The sequence below is a fragment of the Amycolatopsis sp. genome (assembly GCF_025464955.1).
GTDB lineage: Bacteria > Actinomycetota > Actinomycetes > Mycobacteriales > Pseudonocardiaceae > Amycolatopsis.
Genome location: NZ_JAODNM010000111.1, coordinates 16,156 through 34,253 on the forward strand (window position 1 = coordinate 16,156; position 18,098 = coordinate 34,253).

At 68.3% G+C, this 18,098-nt stretch carries 16 protein-coding genes; 7 read left to right on the top strand and 9 right to left on the bottom strand.

Annotated features, from left to right (window positions below):
- Nucleotides 1-2 precede the first annotated feature (2 nt).
- The gene (locus tag JWQ81_RS26280) at nt 3-1,841 is read right to left on the bottom strand and encodes a BTAD domain-containing putative transcriptional regulator (protein ID WP_297545561.1); all 1,839 of its coding nucleotides are present in this window, start codon (nt 1,839-1,841) and stop codon (nt 3-5) included.
- Nucleotides 1,842-2,061: 220 nt separating this feature from the next.
- Nucleotides 2,062-3,528 (bottom strand): NCS2 family permease, encoded by a 1,467-nt coding sequence (locus tag JWQ81_RS26285; protein ID WP_297545563.1) that lies wholly within the window; start codon nt 3,526-3,528, stop codon nt 2,062-2,064.
- Between the two features lie 86 nt (nt 3,529-3,614).
- Here JWQ81_RS26285 and JWQ81_RS26290 point away from each other — a divergent pair, with 86 nt between their 5' ends.
- Nucleotides 3,615-3,863: a DUF2530 domain-containing protein gene (locus JWQ81_RS26290; RefSeq protein ID WP_297545612.1), complete on the top strand. Its 249-nt coding sequence runs from the start codon at nt 3,615-3,617 to the stop codon at nt 3,861-3,863.
- Between the two features lie 68 nt (nt 3,864-3,931).
- Here the strand turns inward: JWQ81_RS26290 and JWQ81_RS26295 are convergent, their stop codons facing one another.
- On the bottom strand, nt 3,932-6,781 hold the full coding sequence (locus JWQ81_RS26295) for a molecular chaperone Hsp90 (RefSeq protein WP_297545613.1): 2,850 nt from the start codon (nt 6,779-6,781) through the stop codon (nt 3,932-3,934).
- Nucleotides 6,771-7,994 carry a DUF3027 domain-containing protein gene (locus JWQ81_RS26300; RefSeq protein ID WP_297545565.1) on the bottom strand — a complete coding sequence of 408 codons (1,224 nt, stop codon included), beginning with the start codon at nt 7,992-7,994 and terminating at the stop codon, nt 6,771-6,773. Before JWQ81_RS26300 ends, JWQ81_RS26295 begins: the two co-directional genes overlap by 11 nt.
- 51 nt (nt 7,995-8,045) lie before the next feature.
- Between JWQ81_RS26300 and JWQ81_RS26305 the strand changes: the two genes are divergently transcribed.
- The 3 genes from JWQ81_RS26305 to JWQ81_RS26315 are packed head-to-tail and all read left to right on the top strand — an operon-like array spanning nt 8,046 to nt 11,403.
- Nucleotides 8,046-8,834, top strand: coding sequence for a glutaminyl-peptide cyclotransferase (locus JWQ81_RS26305; RefSeq protein ID WP_297545567.1), 789 nt, complete (start codon nt 8,046-8,048; stop codon nt 8,832-8,834).
- A gap of 54 nt (nt 8,835-8,888) precedes the next feature.
- Nucleotides 8,889-10,892: an MFS transporter gene (locus tag JWQ81_RS26310; protein WP_297545569.1), complete on the top strand. Its 2,004-nt coding sequence runs from the start codon at nt 8,889-8,891 to the stop codon at nt 10,890-10,892.
- A 10-nt stretch (nt 10,893-10,902) separates the two neighbouring features.
- Nucleotides 10,903-11,403, top strand: a complete 501-nt coding sequence (locus JWQ81_RS26315) for a DUF2771 family protein (protein ID WP_297545571.1) — start codon at nt 10,903-10,905, stop codon at nt 11,401-11,403.
- Nucleotides 11,404-11,499: 96 nt separating this feature from the next.
- On the opposite strand, the gene JWQ81_RS26320 is transcribed toward JWQ81_RS26315, so the two are convergent.
- Nucleotides 11,500-11,889: a cold-shock protein gene (locus JWQ81_RS26320; protein ID WP_297545615.1), complete on the bottom strand. Its 390-nt coding sequence runs from the start codon at nt 11,887-11,889 to the stop codon at nt 11,500-11,502.
- A 129-nt stretch (nt 11,890-12,018) separates the two neighbouring features.
- On the opposite strand from JWQ81_RS26320, the gene JWQ81_RS26325 reads away from it, so the two are divergent.
- Nucleotides 12,019-12,255 (top strand): hypothetical protein, encoded by a 237-nt coding sequence (locus JWQ81_RS26325; RefSeq protein WP_297545572.1) that lies wholly within the window; start codon nt 12,019-12,021, stop codon nt 12,253-12,255.
- Here the strand turns inward: JWQ81_RS26325 and JWQ81_RS26330 are convergent.
- From JWQ81_RS26330 to JWQ81_RS26345, 4 genes are all read right to left on the bottom strand, one after another.
- Nucleotides 12,194-12,817, bottom strand: coding sequence for an HAD hydrolase-like protein (locus JWQ81_RS26330; protein WP_297545616.1), 624 nt, complete (start codon nt 12,815-12,817; stop codon nt 12,194-12,196). The two genes, JWQ81_RS26325 and JWQ81_RS26330, sit on opposite strands and share 62 nt — an antisense overlap.
- Before the next feature lie 61 nt (nt 12,818-12,878).
- Entirely contained in the window at nt 12,879-13,847 is a 969-nt protein-coding gene (locus JWQ81_RS26335; RefSeq protein ID WP_297545574.1) for a R2-like ligand-binding oxidase, read from the bottom strand.
- A 16-nt stretch (nt 13,848-13,863) separates the two neighbouring features.
- On the bottom strand, nt 13,864-14,457 hold the full coding sequence (locus JWQ81_RS26340; RefSeq protein WP_297545618.1) for a TetR family transcriptional regulator: 594 nt from the start codon (nt 14,455-14,457) through the stop codon (nt 13,864-13,866).
- Nucleotides 14,458-14,536: 79 nt separating this feature from the next.
- Nucleotides 14,537-16,195 carry an AMP-binding protein gene (locus JWQ81_RS26345; protein ID WP_297545576.1) on the bottom strand — a complete coding sequence of 553 codons (1,659 nt, stop codon included), beginning with the start codon at nt 16,193-16,195 and terminating at the stop codon, nt 14,537-14,539.
- Between the two features lie 189 nt (nt 16,196-16,384).
- On the opposite strand from JWQ81_RS26345, the gene JWQ81_RS26350 reads away from it, so the two are divergent.
- Both JWQ81_RS26350 and JWQ81_RS26355 read left to right on the top strand, forming a co-directional pair.
- Nucleotides 16,385-17,020 (top strand): sigma-70 family RNA polymerase sigma factor, encoded by a 636-nt coding sequence (locus JWQ81_RS26350; protein ID WP_297545620.1) that lies wholly within the window; start codon nt 16,385-16,387, stop codon nt 17,018-17,020.
- A 91-nt stretch (nt 17,021-17,111) separates the two neighbouring features.
- Nucleotides 17,112-17,924 carry a zf-HC2 domain-containing protein gene (locus JWQ81_RS26355; RefSeq protein WP_297545578.1) on the top strand — a complete coding sequence of 271 codons (813 nt, stop codon included), beginning with the start codon at nt 17,112-17,114 and terminating at the stop codon, nt 17,922-17,924.
- The last annotated feature ends 174 nt before the right edge of the window (nt 17,925-18,098 follow it).

Here is an 18,098-nt window from a genome sequence, read left to right on the forward strand (position 1 = left end):
AGTCAGGCCTCGCCGGGCGCGGAGTTGAGTTCCCTGCCGTACAGGTAGGCGAAGTCCGGCATGTGGTATCGAGTGGAGCGGTCGTCGAGCGCGTCGTTGGGCACCGAAAGCAAGCAGCACTCGAGCAGGGATTCGAGCATGGTGCCGGGCGAACGGGTGATCGCGGCCAAGGCGCCCATCACCGCCGCATGGTCGAACGGTGGCGTCAGGCGCGCTACCAGGATGCGGAAGGCGGCACGCTGCGGCTGCGGCAGGTCAAGGTAGAACCTTTCGTATCTCGACCGGATGTCGAGATCGCCCGCCGCCATTTCCCCGAGTATCGACTCCGTGTTCACCAGTTGGTCGAGATAGTCACCGAGGCGGACGTGCCGGAGTACCGACAGTCTCGTGCCCGTGATGCGCACCGCGAGAGGCAGACCCGCGCAGTGGTCGACGATCAGCCGGGCGGCCGACGAATCCGTGTGCAGCCGGTCGGCGCCGATGATCCGGCCGAGCAGTTCCGCGCTCTCGTCGCTGCCGAACGGCGCCGGTTCGACACGCATGACCGATTCGAGCCCGCTCAGCCTCCGGCGACTGGTGACGACGACACGGCTTCGACGGCTTCCCGGCAGGAGTGCCTTGACGACGTCCTCGCGATCAGCGGCGTCGAGTACGAGGAGCAACCGGCGATCCAGCACCCAGGAACGCCACCGCGCGAGTGCGTGGGCGGTGCTGTGGACCGGTTGCCTGCCGAGACCGATGATGCCCATCAGCTCATCGAGGACGGTGTCCAGTGACTTCGGCCGTCCCTGGAGAGTGCTGAGTTCGAGCAGCACCCGACCGTCCGGGAAGGACGCGTCCAGCAGGTGTGCCGCATGCACGGCCAGCGCCGTCTTGCCGGTACCCACCGGTCCGGACAGCACGACCACGCCACATCCCTGGTCACTGGCCAACTCCGCGACGACCGCGTCCACTTCCACGACCTTGCCGACGAAGTCGGGTAGATCGCGCGGCAGCTGGTTCACCTTGTCCATACCGTTGACCGGCCGCCCGGCGGCCGGTGGCACAGCGATCCCGAGCCGTTCACCGCGAAGCAGACGTTGCTGGTAGTCGGCGAGCCGCCGGCTCGGCTCGATCCCGAGCTCATGGGAGAGCGCCCGGCGGACGAAGTCGTAGTGGGCCAACGCTTCACTGACCCGCCCGGCGTCGGCCAGTGCCCGGATCCAGATCGCGGCGCATCGCTCGCGCAGCGGCTGGTCGCGGGCGAACTTGTCGAGTTCGACGAGGACCTGGAGGTAGCCGCCCCGGTCGAGTTCGAGCTCGGCCCAGTCTTCCAAGACAGCGAGGAAGCGCGCAGTCAGCAATTCGACCAGACCGCTGACAAAAGGCTCACCGATGAATTCGGGCAACGGTCCGTCGTCCCACATTTCGAGACTGCCCGCCAGCAGCCCGATGCAGGTCTCGCGGTTTCCCGCCCGCATCTCATCGCGACCGGCCTGTACCGATTGTTCGAACCGGAGAAGATCGAATTCCGCCGGCCCGAGCCTGAGCCGATAGCCACGTAAAGAATGGGTCAACCTTTTCCCGAAGATCTTGCGCAACTTGGAGATGTAGACCTGCACGTTCTTCCGCGCGGTAACGGGCGGTTCGTCCGACCACAAGGTTTCGACCAGCTTGTCGACACTGACGGTCGAATTCGCCAAGCAGAGCAGGACAGCAAGGACCAGTTGCTGCTTTGGTCCGCCGAGGTCGACCTTCCCGCCGTCGATCCACACGGACAGGCCGCCGAAAATCCGGCAGTCGAAGAACTCCGTCAGTTCGGGATGATCCGAAGCACATTCGGGCAGCATGATTTCAGTCATTGGGGTCCTGATCACTCAATGACCACGGCCGGGTCAGGTCTACCGGAGGACGGAATCCTCCTTGAACTCGAAGCTGATCCATACCATCGAGTCTGCGGCGATTCTATTTCCCGGTCAGCGACCGAAGGGGCAGGGTTCAGGGCCGATTAACTCCGGAAAATTCGGCATTCGGCGTAACATCAGCTCGAGCAGGCGGAAGACCTCCGGTTCTATCCCATCGCTAGTTCAGCGCCGCCTGGATCGGACCGACGGCGAAGTAGGCGACGAAAGCCACCGCGATGATCCACATCAGCGGGTGGACCTGCTTCGCCTTGCCCGTCGCGGCGTGGATCGCGACGTAGCTGACGAAACCCGCGCCGATGCCGTTCGCGATCGAGTAGGTGAACGGCATGACCACGATCGTCAAGAACGCCGGCAACGCGATCGTGAAGTCGCGGAAGTCGATGTCCTTCACCTGCCGCATCATCAACGCGCCGACGACGACCAGTGCCGGAGCCGCGGCCTCGACCGGAACCACCTGGTACAGCGGGGTGAGGAACATGGCGCCGATGAACAGCAAACCGGTGACGACGTTCGCCAGCCCGGTCCGCGCGCCCTCCGCGATCCCGGACGCCGATTCGACGAACACCGTGTTGGAGCTCGCCGAGCCGAACCCACCGGCCGCGCCCGCCAGCCCTTCGACGAACAGCGCCTTGCCGACGTTCGGCAGCTGGCCGTCCTTGTCGATCAGCCCGGCCTCCTTACCGAGGCCGGTCATCGTGCCCATGGCGTCGAAGAAGTCGGCGAGCACCAGGGTGAACACCAGCAGCACGACGGTGATCAGCGGCAACCTGCTCCACGCGCCGAACGACACGTCCCCCACCAGCGAAAGGTTCGGCAGGCCGACGATCTGGCTCGGCAGCGCCGGGTAGCCGAGGTTCCAGCCCTTCGGATCGACGCCGTTGGACGGGCCAGCCTTCACGATCGCCTCGACGACGATCGCCAGCACGGTCGAGCTCAGTACGCCGATCAGGATCGCGCCGCGCACCTTCCGCGCGACCAGGATCCCGGTCAGCAGCAGGCCGGCGACGAACACCGCGGTCGGCCACGAGGCGATCGACCCGCCGATGCCGAGCCCGACCGGGACCGTGGTGTGCGCGGCGTCCGGCAGCCGCCGGACGAACCCGGCGTCGACCAGCCCGATCAGGCAGATGAACAGCCCGATGCCGACCGCGATCGAAGACTTGAGCGCGGGCGGCACCGCGCGGAACACTGCCGTGCGGAACCCGGTGAACACCAGCAGCACGATGATCAGGCCCTCGATGACCACCAGGCCCATCGCCTCGGGCCAGGTCATCTGCGGGGCGATGGTGACCGCGACCAGGCTGTTGATGCCGAGGCCGGTGGCGATCGCGAACGGGTAGTTGGCGACGAGGCCCATCAGGATCGTCAGCACACCGGCGACCAGCGCGGTCACCGCCGCGACCTGCGAAACCGGGAGGATGTGCCCCAGGACGTCCTTGTGTGCGCCCGCGTCGCTGGTCGAGAAGCTGCCGAGGATCAGCGGGTTGAGCACCACGATGTACGCCATCGTGACGAAGGTGACGATGCCGCCGCGGATCTCGCGTGACGTCGTCGAGCCGCGTTCGCTGATCTTGAAGAACCGGTCCATCCCGGATCCGGTGCGTTCCTCGGTGGACCTCGTCATGTTGCCTGCCTTCGGGTGATCGACGTTGCCGGGCTACCCTTCCCGACGTGGCCGATTCGAACAATTCCGGGGAAGTTACAGCCTCGTTGCGGCCCACGCCGGAACTGCCCAAAAGGCTGACCGACCTGTCACCGGTGGTGATCGTAGGCACCGGCATCTGGGCGGTCGTCTTCGTGGTGCTGTTGGTGATCTGCCTGGCGAAGGGCGGCCCGCTCGGCGTCTGGGTCTGGACGGCGGCGGTCGGCGTGGTACTCGGCTTCGTCGGCCTGGGCATCATCGCCTGGCAGCGCACCGCCTCCCGCCGCGGCGCCAAAGGCGCCCAGCGCGGCATCTGAAACGGCCCCGGACTCGTGAGCGTTCCGGCCGGTTCTAACCGCCTGGCCACTCACGAGTCTTGCGGCCCTCAGCCCAGGTAGGTGGCGGGGTCGGGGTCGTCCAGCAGGGCGGTCAGCAGATGCCGCTCGGACCAGTGGTCCGAGGCCCACGCAAACGCTTTCGCCAGGCCTTCCGGGGTGTCCGACGCGTGCAGCCGACCGTCCGACCACCACGGCACGGGGCGCTCGGTGCCGTCGGCGGACACGGTCAGCCCGTCGTGGACGAGCAGGCCGCCGTCGGGCAGCGCGAAGTCGAGCAGTTCCGCCGCGACACGCACCGCGGCCAGTTCGGTCCAGGGGACGTACTCTCCCTCGCTGGTGACTTCGGCGGGCAGTTCGCTCGCCAGCGGCAGGTCGAGCAACTCGGCCAGCCGTGCGGCACCGGCGGCCCCGGGTACCAGGCGTGAGCTCGGGACGACAGCGACCGGCCACGGCAGGTCGAGTACCACGGCCGACTCCGCGTCGGCCACCGTGCCGTCAGCCGCTCGCACGTGCGTCGGGACGTCCAGCGCGCCGGGGTCCACTGTGTCGCATCCGGCCAGCACGGCGTATGCCCGCGCGGTGAGCCCCGGCGCGACGGTCCTCGCCGGGTCGCCGAGCCGTTCCAGCAGATCCGTGACGTCTTCGAGGTCGGCGACCGACAGCGTCGACCGGACACCGACGGCAGCAAGCACGTCGACGCTGAGGTCGAGGTCCGGTACCTCGTCGTACAGCCCGACCAGCGACACCGCAGACGGCAGCCGCCACTCGCCCGGCGAACGGTCGTTGAGCAGGGCATACCGCGAAAGCCACCAGCGCGTGTGGCCGCCGTTGAGCGTCAGCGCCGCCCACGTCGACGGTTCGGAGGCGAGCAGGCGTAACGCGTCGGGCCAGGAGTCGTCGCCGACCAGGTCCAGATCGCGCACGGCCACAACCCGCGTCGGTGGCTCGTCGAACAGGTCCCACCACTCGTGCTCTTCGGGGAGGCCGTGCTCGGGCTCGATCGCCTCTTCATCCGTCACTACGACGAACTTGTCGAGCACGCCGACCCTCGTCAGCGTGTCTGTCGGCCAGTCCTCGGCGAAGTCCGCGTCGAGCACCCCGAACGGACCGTCCTCGTCGAACACCTCGGCGTCGAAGATCTCCAACAGCGGCGAAGCCGGGAGCACCAGCTCGCTCGCACGCCGCCAACCGTCCTCACATGGGAGCGCCAGTGCGCCCAGCCAACCGGAATCGTCAAGGCTGGTCTCGGAAACCAGCCGCAGCACCGCGCCCGCGAGCTGCATTCCATCCAAACCGGACAGTGCGTCTTCGACACTGCGTTCGACGGCCTCCCGCAACGCGGGCGCGTCCAGCAAGTCCGACGCCTCGGCGTGCTTGGCACCCAAGCGTTCCAGCAGCTGGTGCGCCGCCGACGGATGGATCAGGCGCAGGCCCGCGATGTCCACATCGGACAGCAGTTCGAGCAGCTCGTCCGAGCCGCCGACCAGCAGCGTCCCGCGCGGACCCGGCAGCGTGCGACCGTCGGCCAGCGGTACCGGGAGCCCGCCCAGCTCGTCGGCGAGCACCTCGTGCGAGTCGACCAGCGGCCAAAGGACCTCGTAGAGCGAGCGCCACCAGGCCGGTTCGCGATTGATGCCGGTGAGCGTCTCGATCAGGTCGGCGACCCCGATCGGCTCCGCACCGACCGCGGCGAGCGTCCGGACCGCGGCCGGACCACACAGCGGCGCGGCGGTCAGCCCCGGGACGAGTTCGGCGAGCAGGTCTACCAATTCGGGCGAGTCGACGGAAAGCACCCGTGCCCGCGACCCGTTGAGCTCGGGCCCCCGAGCGGCGGCAAGCCACGGACTCCGCGACAGCTGAGTCACCACACCCTCGCGCAGCACACCGTCCACTTCGGACAGCGGGAACCCGGCGACGGGCACGAGCAGCGGCCGGAACGCGGCCGGAAGCTTGCGCACGAGTTCGGGATACGCACGGCACGCGGCGTCGAACATAACGGGCAACCGCTCGTCGCCTGCCAGCACTCGACGTCGTGACGGCTCGATCGGAACCGACGCGATCAGCCGCGCGGGCAGCGAAAGCCGCTCGTCGGTCGGCGTCGGCGCGTGCAGCACGTCCTCTTCAAGCGGCACCGGCTCGCCGTCCGCGGTGACTGGAACGGCCCACATCGCGGCGTCCGAAACGTGGGTCAGCCAGCGCTGGGCAGGCCCCGCGGGCGGCGTGATCTCGACGACGTCTTCGCCGACCGCGGACCGCGTCCACCGCGCGTCCGCCACCTCGACGGACGCCAGCCAAGGCAGCACGAGAAGCAGGTCGGGAACGTCTTCGGTCAGCTGGCTGAGCAGCTTGACGCCGTCGACACCCTCGGCGAGAGGCAACCGGACTTCAGTGTCGAAGCCTTGCGGCAGCGGGGATTCGTCCTCGGCGACCGGCCAAGGCAGCCGAAGAACCGGCACCTCGCCGTCACGTTCGGCGGCCGCGCGGGTCTCGGCCGCGGAGAACCGCACCCCGCCGCTCGACGACACCACCCTCGGCTCACTCGTGACAGCGAGCACGGCTGCGAAGCCGACGCCGAACTGCCCGACAGTGTCACCCTGCTTCGCCGACGCACGCAGCGAAGAAAGCGACGCGACCCCGGCAGTGTCCAGCGGCGAGCCGGTGTTCGCAACCCGCACTTCACCGTCCACAAGGGACACACGAAGGGTGCCTGGGGTGCCGGCCGAGGAGGCCGCGTCGGCTGCGTTCTGCGCCAGCTCCACGAAGAGCCGATCGCGGTAGCCGCCGACCTTGAGATCCGTTTCCGCGTTGGTATCCTCGGTGAAACGGGTCGGCGAGTCACGCCAGGCCCGCAGGACCGAAGCGCGGAGAGCTTCGGTCCCGAACGGATCAGCCGTCAGTGCGATCACTCGCGTCCGCGGCCCCAAGCTCGGTCTCGGCAGTCTCGTTCTCGACGACAGGTTCAGTCTCAGCGGTCACCGGAGCTTCGACGACCGGCTCTTCAACCGCCGGCGCTTCAGCCTCTACGGTCTCAGCCACAACCGCTTCAGCAACCTCAACCGGCTCGACGGTCTCGGCGGGCTCAACGGCAGGCTCGGCGACGACGGCTTCGTCGGCGACAGCGACCTCGGCGACCGGCTCTTCAACCGCAGGCGCCTCAGCCTCAATGACGTCAGCGACCTCAATGACCTCAGCGACCTCAGCAGCCACAACCACTTCGCCCTCGGCCGACACCACGAACGGGCCTTCGGCGACGGGGACTTCGTCCTCGGCGAGCACCTCGACCACCGCCGCGACCTCGTCCGTCACCTCAGCCGCCTCAGTGTCCACAGTGTCCGTGGCGGGGGCTTCGACCATGTCCAGCAGCGACGAGTCGTAAACCAGCTCGGCGACCGGGATCGAGTTGGAGACCTCGACCTCGACCTCGGAGTGCGCGCCACAGCCGTACTCGGTGTCGACGACGTGACCGTCCGCGGGCGCGATGTCGTTGGTGCAAGCGCCGAACCTGCCGCGCAGGGAACCGGCGAGCGGGGCGTAGAAGCCGCAGGTACCGCAATGGGCGGGCGCGCTGCGGGCCATGTCGGACCGCGGGCCGAACTCGCCGTCGTTCCAGCGGGTGGCGGCGTCTTCACGACCGAAGCGCGACAGCACCTTGACCCGGCCGAGGCCGACCTCGAGCGCGACCTCTTCGACCGCCGGGTCGTCCGAGTACAGGTACGCCGGCACGAGCCGGGGGTCGTCGGCGTCGGTCGGGAAGATGTCCCCGACGCCGAGGTCACCGGCCTGCACCCGGCGTTCCCACGGCACCCAGGCCGGCGCGACCAGCGCGTCGGGGCCGGGGATCAGCACGACCTCGCTCACCGTCACCGGCGCGTCCGCGTCGGGGTCGGTCGCCACGGTCACCGACCAGCGCCACCCCTGGTAACCCGGGACGTTCGCCTCGAACAGGTGACTTACCGAGACGGCGTCCTCACGCTCGACGCCCGCGTGCGCGCCGACGTAGCTGGCGCCGCCGACCTCGGTTTCCTTGGCCGCGGCCGCACGCGCCTGGTCAACGGCGTCGACCAATTTTTGCCGGATCGAGCCGTCGTCGAGCGTCAGCAGCAGGGTCATGGGGTCAATTGTGCCGCACGCCTTCACACGGGTCGTGTCAGGCTGTACGGCGTGCACAAGCCAGTTGTCCCCGCTCTGCTCCTCGCGGCCGTCTTGTCCGGCTGTGCGGCCACTCCCGCCGCCACCGCGACCACTGCCGCGGTGCCGAGACTGCGCGTCGAGGTGGTCGGCACGCTGCCCCACGACGTCACGTCGTTCACCGAAGGCCTCGAGCTCGACGGCGGCACGTTGTACGAAAGCACCGGTTTGTCCGGACAGTCCTCGTTGCGCGAGGGCGCGCCTGGCGTGGCACCGGCTGTGCGCGTCGCGCTGCCTGCCCCGCTGTTCGGCGAGGGCATCACCGTCGTCGGCGACACGATCTGGCAGCTCACCTGGCAGAACGGCTTCGCGATCCAGCGGGACAAGAAGAGCCTCGCCGAGCTGCGGGAGGTGCCGTTCACCGGCGAAGGCTGGGGCCTGTGCGACCAGAAGGACCAGAACCGGCTGGTGATGAGCAACGGGACGAACGCGCTGACCTTCCGCGACCCGACGACGTTCGCCTCGACCGGGACCGTGACCGTCCACGACGACACGCGGACGTACGACCAGATCAACGAACTCGAATGTGTCGGCGACACCGTCTACGCGAACGTCTGGCAGACCGACACGATCCTGGCCATCGACCCGTCGACCGGCGCGGTCACCGGCTCGATCGACGCATCAGGGCTGCTCACAGCCGACGAGGCCGAGCACGCCGATGTCCTGAACGGGATCGCCGCGATCCCCGGGACCGACGAGTTCCTGCTCGCCGGGAAGCTCTGGCCGAAGACGTTCCGGGTGAAGTTCGTCGCCGTGTCGTAACTGGCTGCCGATATACGCGGCGGGAGCCACGCCCGGTAAGGCAAGATTGACAGCGTGGCACCTTTCGGCTCGCAGTCCGAACCCGGCGGCTCTCGTTTCGGCCGCACGGGCAAGACGCGTGCGGGCCGGAAGAGCAAGCGCAAGTGGACCCCGGAACCCGGCGCGTCCCAGGCCAAACCGTGGAGCGAGCAGTCGACCCGGTTCGAGCAGTCCGCTCCGCCCCAGACGCCGCCACGCACGGCCAAACCGGCCCAGCCGCTCAACTCGTTCTACGACGACCTTCCGGCTGAGCCCACCCCGCGCCCGCGCCCGACGCCGACACCCCCGCGGGGGACGCCGACCGCGGACGACGCCCCGACCGGCGCGGTCCCGTTGGGGTACGCGGCCGCCCCACACCGCGGGGCCCGGCCGTACCCGCCGTCGGACCCGTCGCTGCGCCGGACCGAGCAGGTCCGGCGTGACCGTCCACCGCCCCCGCGACGTCCGGGCACGGACGAGTACGAGCACTACGACACCGGCGGCTACGCGGGCGAGCCGTACGCGGGCGACCCTGGCGATCCCGGACGTCCGGGATCGCCTGGGGACGAAACCGAAGTCCACCCGCCTGGACCGGGCAGTATCCCCAAGCTCCCGCGGAAGATCACCGTCACGCGCGTCGCGGCGTTGCGCGGCCGTCAGCTGACCGGGCAGGCCGTCGGCGCGTTCCAACGTGCCACCAAGGCCGACGGCGCCGACAAGTCCGGACTCACGGCGCTGACGTACGCGGTGATGCTCAACTACGCCAGCGACGCGGCCATGGCCATCGCGCTGGCGAACACGCTGTTCTTCGCCGCCGCGGCCGGGGAGGGCAAGAGCAAGGTCGCCCTCTACCTGCTGATCACCATCGCGCCGTTCGCGCTGGTCGCGCCGGTGATCGGGCCGGCACTGGACAAGATCCAGCGCGGACGACGGCTCGCCATGTGCGTCTCGTCGGTGGGCCAGGGGCTGATGGCCGTGATCATGGCGATGCACTTCGACGACTGGGGCCTCTACCCCGCCGCGCTCGGCATGATGGTGCTGTCGAAGTCGTTCACCGTGTTGAAGGCCGCGGTGACGCCGCGAGTCGTCCCACCGGACATCACGCTGTCGAAGACGAATGCCCGGCTGACGATCTTCGGCCTCGCCGCCGCCGGCGCGTTCGGCGCCATCGCGAGCGGGTTCAACGGCGTGTTCGGCTCGGCGGGGGCGCTGTGGTTCACCGCCGCGATCTGCGTCGCGGCCGCCGTTCAGTCGATGCGCATCCCGGCCTGGGTCGAGGTCACCGAAGGCGAGGTGCCGGCGTCGCTGTCGGCGCACCCGGAGAAGAAAAAGCGGGAAAAGAAGAAGCGCCAGCCGATGGGCCGCCATGTCATCGTCTCGTTGTGGGGCAACGGGACGATCCGCGTGCTCACCGGGTTCCTGATGATGTTCGCCGCGTTCGCGATCAAGGCACAGACCGAGGGCTCCGGCAAGAGCCCGTTCATGCAGTTGCTGCTGCTCGGCGTGATCGGCGCGGGCGCCGGGGTCGGCGGGTTCGTCGGCAACGCGCTCGGCGCCCGGATGCAGTTCGGCAAACCCGACCAGGTGATCGTCGGCTCGGTCACCGGAGCGCTGCTGTCCGCGGTGCTCGCGACCGTGCTGCCCGGGCTCGCGACGGCCGCGATCGTCGGGCTTGTCGGGGCGACGGCCAGCGCGCTGGCCAAGATCAGCCTCGACGCGGTGATCCAGGAGGATCTGCCGGAGGAGTCGCGCGCGTCGGCGTTCGGGCGGTCGGAAACCGTGCTGCAGATGGCGTGGTGCATCGGTGGCGCCGTCGGCCTGCTGCTGCCGCCGGTCTACTGGATCGGGTTCCTGGTGCTGTCGATCATGCTGGCCGTCGGTCTGCTGCAGACGTTCCTGGTCCGCCGCGGGACTTCGCTGATCCCGGGGCTCGGCGGCGACCGGCCGCTGCGTCCGGGCCCCACCCCGACCCCGCCCCGAGGCACCTCGGGAGGCGCAACGGGGGGACCGGCTGCGTCATCGTGGCGGGCGGGATCGTAACCTTCCGAGCATGCGGCGTCTTGGTCTTCTGGCTCTTTTCGCGGGCGGTGCTTTCGCGCTGACCGGTTGCTCGGCACCCGATTTGCCGGAGGTGACCTTCTTCGCCGACGGGCACACCGTGAACACCGGACCGTTGATCCACTGCGACGTCACCGTGCAGAAATGCCAGAAGACGAACGCCGAGGCCGGTCTCAAGGTGCGGCCGGGCAAGTCCGTGGTGATCTCGGTGCCCTCCGAGGTCGCGAAGACGCCCTGGCTGGTCAATATCCAGTTCCAGAACTCGAAGGGCGAGCTGCAGCCCATCAAGCAGCAGACGTTCACCTCGGGGGACACCTACGCGTACACCGTGACGCCGCCCACCGCGAGCGACCAGCTGGTGGTCGTCGAGGTCCAGCAGGTGGGCGTCGCGACGCCGGTGGACGCGAGCGGCCACCCCATCCCGGACACCGCCGGCAACCCGCAGCTCGTCGTGCAGTCGATCTGGTCCCTGCAGGTCACCCCAGGTTCCTGACGTTCCCTCGGGGCCATCCTGATGGCGGCCGCCGCAGTGGCGTTGAACGCCACGGGGGTGGCCCCGAGGGGTCTTTGACACGGACGCGACGCGGGTTTAGGGATCGATGTCCCGGGCGACGGCGCGCATGATCTCGGCGATCTGCTTGGTGTACTTCTTGTCCGGGTACCGGTTGCGCCGGAGCTCGGGCAGCACCTTCATCTCGAGCAGCTTGATCATGTCGTCGACCAGGCCGTGCAGCTCCTCGGCCGGACGTCGGCGCGCCTCGACGACCGACGGCGGCGCGTCGATCAGCCGGACGGAGAGCGCCTGGGGGCCTCGACGGCCGTCGGCGACGCCGAACTCCAGGCGCTGACCGGCCTTGAGCCCCTCCACGCCTTGCGGTAGCGCGGCTTTCCGGATGTAGACGTCGTCGCCTTCACCATCCTGGGTGACGAACCCGAAACCCTTTTCCGCGTCGTACCACTTGACCTTGCCGGTCGGCACTGCCCTCACCATTCCTTCTGTGTCTGCTCACGACGAACGCGCCCCGGGGCGTACCCAGGACGCGCTCCGCTAAGCCTATCTCGCCACATACCCTGGGGAGAAGCAGATACCTGCGGCTACGCTCTGACCATGGAAACTCAAGCCGAACCGGCGTCGAAAACGGCCTCGTCGGGCGCGCCGTGGCTCATGCGCCTCGGCGTCAGCTTGTTCGCCGTCGGCATGGTCGCCGTGCTGGCCGTGTTCATCATGTTCGCGGTCGGCCTGCGAAACCTGCCGGTCTGGCTGAGCGCCGCGGCCGGGGTGATCACTCCGCTCGGGCTGCTGCTGGGCCTGATCGCTCTGGTTCGGGAAGCTCGACGTAAGTAGCCAGCCAAGCCGGGAACTCCTCCAGCGAGTCGAACACCACGGCCGCACCCGCTTCGACGAGTTCGTCGCGGGTGCAGGGCCCAGTGGGAACGCAGACGGGCACGGCGCCGGCGGCTAGCGCGCCCACGACGTCGCCAACGTGGTCGCCGACGTAGGCGACGGCGTTGTGGTCCATCAGCGACCGCGCCTTGCCGGCGGCCCACAGGTTCCCGTAGAGCTCGTCGACCTCGAACCCGAGCGACTCGATGTGCAGCGCCGCGTTGGGCGCGTACTTGCCGGTGACGACCATCGTGCGGCCGCCCAGCTCGTGCACGGCACGCAGCGCGGCCGCCGCCCCGGGAAGCGCAAGCGTTTGCGCGACCACGATTTCCGGGTACAGCTCCCGATACCGCGTGATGAGCCCGTCGATGCGGTCCTCCGGCGCACCCGCCGCGTGCAACCCGATCTCCAGCGGCGGCCCGAGGTGTGACGCGAAGTACTCGCCATCGAGCGGGACCCCGGATTCCTCGCTGAGCGCGGTGATCACCGCCACCATGCCGGGCCGAGGATCGATCAGGGTCATGTCGAGGTCGAACCCCACGGTGAAAGCAGCCACGCCCTCACCGTAGCTGCTGACCCTGGAGTCAGGAGACGGCCGCGGCCGCTTCGGCGATGGCCTTGGCATCCTCCTCGCCGAAGGTGTCCTCGAGCTGCTCCGGCGAGTAGTCGACGTCGATCTGCTCGACCGGCATCCCGCGCGCGGACTCGATCGCGCCGAGGCGGCGCTGGGCACGGTCGGCCGCGTACTGGATGATCTCCTGCGGGTCGTTGTCGAAGGGAAGTTCCTCGAACTGGTCCTGGACCCACTGGATCATGCCGAGCGCGTGCGGCAGCAGCTCGCCCATCCGCTGCTGTACGGCGTCCCACAGCGAGTCGTCCGCGGCGACGTGGCGGCGGCAGGTGAAGGTGCCCCAAGCCATGTGGCGTCGTTCGTCGTCGCCGATCCGGCGGATGAGTTCCTGCATGCCTGGCAGGATCTGGTGCTGCGTGCAGATCAGCTGCCACGAGTAGTACCCGGTCAGCGCCAGGCTGCCCTCGATGACGTGGTTGTAGGTCACGCTCGCGCGGACCTGGTTGAGCGGACTGGGATCGTCTTCCAAAGCCCGCAGCGACTGCGGCAGCTCCTCGTAGAAGAGCTTGCGGTAGTGCGGGTTCTCGGAGACGTACGAGTGCAGGTCGTCCGTCAGCCCGACGGAGTCCATCCAGCGCCGGAAGACCTCGCAGTGCTTGGCCTCTTCGAAGCAGAACTGCGTCAGATACATCTCGTCCCCGAACCGGCCGGTGGCCGACATCGCCCGCATGAACGGCTGGATGTCCTCGGTGACCGCCTCTTCACCCGCGATGAACTGCGCGACGAGGTAGATCGCCGACCGCTGCTGTTCCGGGTTGAGGGTGTCCCAGCCCTCGCGCTCGTGGCTGAAGTCGATGTCCGCCGGGTTCCAGAACTTCTTGTTCCCCTTGAGGAACAGCCGGAGCGGGAACGAGTCCCAGTTCAACCCGCCCTTGCGCAGCGAGGAGAAACCGGTCCGCAGTTCGGGCAGTGTTTCGGTCATAGCTGTCCCCTTCGTGTCAGTCGGCTTGAGAGGTGAGATACCTGATGGTGGGAGCGAGTACAGCGGTCACCGCCGACGCCGCGTCCTCGGCGGAGTGCGTCGGCAAAACGAGATGGCTCAACGACAAGCGAACGACGGTTTCCGCGAGCAGCGCGGCCGACTCGGCGGACAGGTTCGGCTCGAACTCGCGGTACTGCTCGGCCGCCAGCTCTGCCGCGGCGGTCAGGATCGGCTCACTTTTGGTGGTCAGCAACGGCAACAGGTCTTCGCCGGCTTCCGTCCCGAGCGCGGCGGCGACCAGGCGGTTCTCCCTGGCGTGCTCGATCGTGTAGACGACGGCGTGGTGGATCGCTGCCAACAGGCCATCGGAGCTCTCGACGCGCTCTTTCATCCCGTCGAGGAACTCGGACGCCGTACGCAGCGCGACGGCCTGCGCCAACGCCGACTTGTTGCCGAACTCGTTGTAGACCGTCTGCCTGCTCACCCCGGCCCGCGCGGCGACGTCCGCCATGCGCAGCGCGGCGTACCCCCGGTCCGGCAGCAGGTCAGCGGCCGCGTCCAGCAGCACAGCCCGCAAGGAGGCCTTGGTGCGCTCGCTGAAGCTAGTGATCTCGCCCACACCTCATCTTGACACACATCGCCAAAACGTCAACCCTGTTTACGCATCTGCCACTCACGTACACCCCCGGTCAGGCGTGGCGGGTGGCGGCGACGGACTCGAGGCCGAGCAGGGTGACGGACTCCTCACGCATCTGGATCTTGCGCACCTTCCCGGTGACGGTCATCGGGAACTCCTCGACGACGTGCACGTACCGCGGGATCTTGACGTGCGCGAGCTTCCCGGCGCAGAACTCCCGGATGGACTCCGCGGTCAACGGCGTCGCGCCTTCACGCATCCGCACCCACGCCATCAGCTCCTCGCCGTACTTCGCGTCAGGCACGCCGATCACCTGCGCGTCGAGGATGTCGGGGTGGGTGTACAGGAACTCCTCGATCTCGCGCGGGTACAGGTTTTCCCCACCGCGGATCACCATGTCCTTGATCCGCCCGGTGATGTTGAGGTACCCCTCGTCGTCCATCACGCCGAGGTCACCCGTGTGCATCCAGCGCGCGGCGTCGATCGCCTCGGCGGTCTTGTCCGGCTGCTCCCAGTAACCCAGCATCACCGAATACCCCCGCGTGCACAGCTCGCCGGGCACACCGCGCGGCACGGTCGACCCGGTGTCGGGGTCGACGATCTTCGACTCGAGATGCGGGCCGACCCTGCCCACAGTGGACACCCGGCGCTCCACGGAGTCGTCCGCGCGAGTCTGCGTGGACACCGGCGAGGTCTCGGTCATGCCGTAGCAGATGGACACCTCGGTCATCCCCATCCGCTCGATGACCTGCTTCATCACCTCGACCGGGCAGGGCGACCCCGCCATGATCCCGGTGCGCAGCGTCGACAGGTCGTGGTCGGCGAACGACGGATCGGCCAGCTCGGCGATGAACATCGTCGGCACGCCATACAGCGAGGTGCACGCCTCCGCGGCCACGGCTTCGAGCGTCGCCTTCGGATCGAACGCCGGCGCCGGAATCACCATGCACGCGCCGTGACTCGTCGCCGCCAGGTTGCCCATGACCATGCCGAAGCAGTGGTAAAAGGGAACTGGAATGCAGATGCGGTCGTTCTCGGTGTAATTGACCAGCTCACCGACGAAGAACCCGTTGTTGAGAATGTTGTGGTGGGACAGCGTGGCGCCCTTGGGGAAGCCAGTCGTGCCGGACGTGTACTGGATGTTGATCGGCTCATCCGCGGACAACGCCGCCTGCTTGCTCGCCAGCAGCTCAGCAGAACCCTGTTTTCCATTGTCCAGCAAGGAGTTCCATAGGCCGCCACCGATGAGCGCGACGTGCTCCAGCTGCGCGCACTTGGGCCGCGCCTGCTCGATCATGCCCGCGTAGTCCGAAGTCTTGAACTTCTCCGCCGCCACCAACAGCCGCACACCAGCCTGGTTGAGCACGAACTCCAGCTCATGCGTCCGGTACGCCGGGTTGATGTTGACCAGAATCGCCCCGATCTTCGCCGTCGCGTACTGCGTCAACGTCCACTCCGGCAAGTTCGGCGCCCAGATCCCGACCCGATCCCCCTTGACGACCCCCAGCTCCAGCAACCCCAGCGCCAGCGCGTCGATCTCCGCCGCCAGCTCCGCATAAGTCCACCGACGCCCAGTGAAATGATCAACCAGGGCGTCTCTGTCCGAGAACGCCGCAGCCGTCCGATCGAAGTTGTCACCGATCGTGTCCCCCAGTAGCGGAACATCGGCGATCCCCGAGGCGTAGCTGGGGACGGCGAGGGCGTCAGGCATGGTGCCTCCAGAAGTCGACGGTGACCAGCCCGAGTCTAGAAACCACCCCACGCCATGGCCAGTTCGCGGCCGTGCCACTCATGGGGGATCTTAGAAGCTGAAGACGATCCGGCGTGAGTACTGTCACAACATGCCCCGGAACTCGGGCTCGCGTCGTGGCGACTATCAACGAGTGTGCGTAGTCAGGTCATGGCCGCCGGCCCGGGTAGAGGGAGTCTGTATGCGACGTCGCGTAGTAGCGCCGTGGACGAGCTGACCCAGCTCGCGGTCGCCGCCCGCCGCGGCGACGCACAGACGATGACCGCCTTCATTCGGGCCGGTCAGCGTCAGGTGTGGTCGCTGTGCGCGCACCTGGTGGATCAGGAGTCTGCCGACGACCTGACCCAGGAGACGTATCTGCGGGTCTTCCGCGCGTTGCCGGCCTTTCGGCAGGAGTCCTCGGCGCGTACCTGGTTGCTGTCCATCGCCCGACGGGCCTGCATGGACGAATTGCGCCGGCGGACGAGGCTGCGGCGACAGGAGACGTTGGTGCTCGGGCTCGACGGCAACGAGCCGGCCACACCTGGCGAGGCGGAGCAGGTCGAGATTCGGGAACTGCTCGACCACCTGCCGATCGAACGACGGGACGCGTTCGTTCTCACGCAAATACTCGGCCTGTCGTATGAGGACGCGGCGAGAACCTGCGACTGCCCGATCGGCACCATCCGCTCCCGGGTGGCCAGGGCCCGCGTCGATCTCATCGAGGCCCTCGGGCTGATGCCGGCCGGCGACGCTCAGGACAGCGAACGGGCTGCGGCCAGGACTCCACCGCGGAGGACACGGTGAACGAGATGGACATGTCGCCGCCCACGCGGTTGCCAGGAGAGGTTGGTGCCCAGTGAGAAACAGGGCTGGCGGATCGGACAACCCCGGTCCGATGAACTGTGACAGCGTTCGGGACGAGTTGTCGGCCGAGCTGGACGGCGAGCAGTCCGTCCAGTCGTCGGCGCAGGCCGCGGAACACTTGACCGGCTGTGCCGACTGCCGGAAGTGGCAGGATGCCGCCCATCAGGTCACCCGGCGGGTTCGGCTGACCTCCGCCAGAGCGATCCCGGACCGGGCCCCGCAGATCCTCGAAGCCGTGCTCGCCGACCGCGCGGCACACCGCCGGCCGGATCGAAGTCGGCTGCTGGCCCGCGCCGGCCTGGCCGCCCTCGCAGCCGTCCAACTCGTCTTGTTGCTTCCTTCGCTGGTGCTGGGTCACGCCGGGATCGGGATTCCGCTGCACGCCTCCCGGGAACTCGGCGCGTTCAACCTCGCCCTTGCGGTCGGGTTCGCGGCAGCCGCCCAACGTCCGGTCCGCGCCCGCGGCATGCTGTCAGTTGTCGGCGCCGCGACGGCGGCGCTGGTCCTGCTCGCGGTAGTCGACTCGGCGTACGACGAAACCACTCTGCTGGCCGAGTTGCCGCATGTGGTCGCGGTCGCCGGCTGGCTGTTGCTACGCACCTTGGCTCGCACCGATCAGCATGATTCCGATGGATCGGACCCAACCCGCCAGCACCCGCGGGGCCGCCGCTGGCCGAGTGCCTGGCGCAGGCCGTTCGCCGGCGTCGGCGGCATGCTGGCCGGTATCGCGGAGACGACCTTCCCGCCGGCTAGAGCGCGGTCCGATGTCTCCCCGGACATCGAGCCGCATCCAACGATCTACGCAGTTCGGGATCCTGGCCGAACCGATGACGCCGCGGCCTGACCACCCGCTTCAAGAAGCCACTGTGGACTGTCCACAGTGGCTTCTTGCGGTCTCGGCCCGTTACGCAGTGACGCAAGCCATAGTGACCGCCCGGGAACCGAACGGCGGTGCCGGACGACTACCACTGACGCATGGGAAACCAGCTGTGGCAACGGAAGGAACTGAGATGGACGT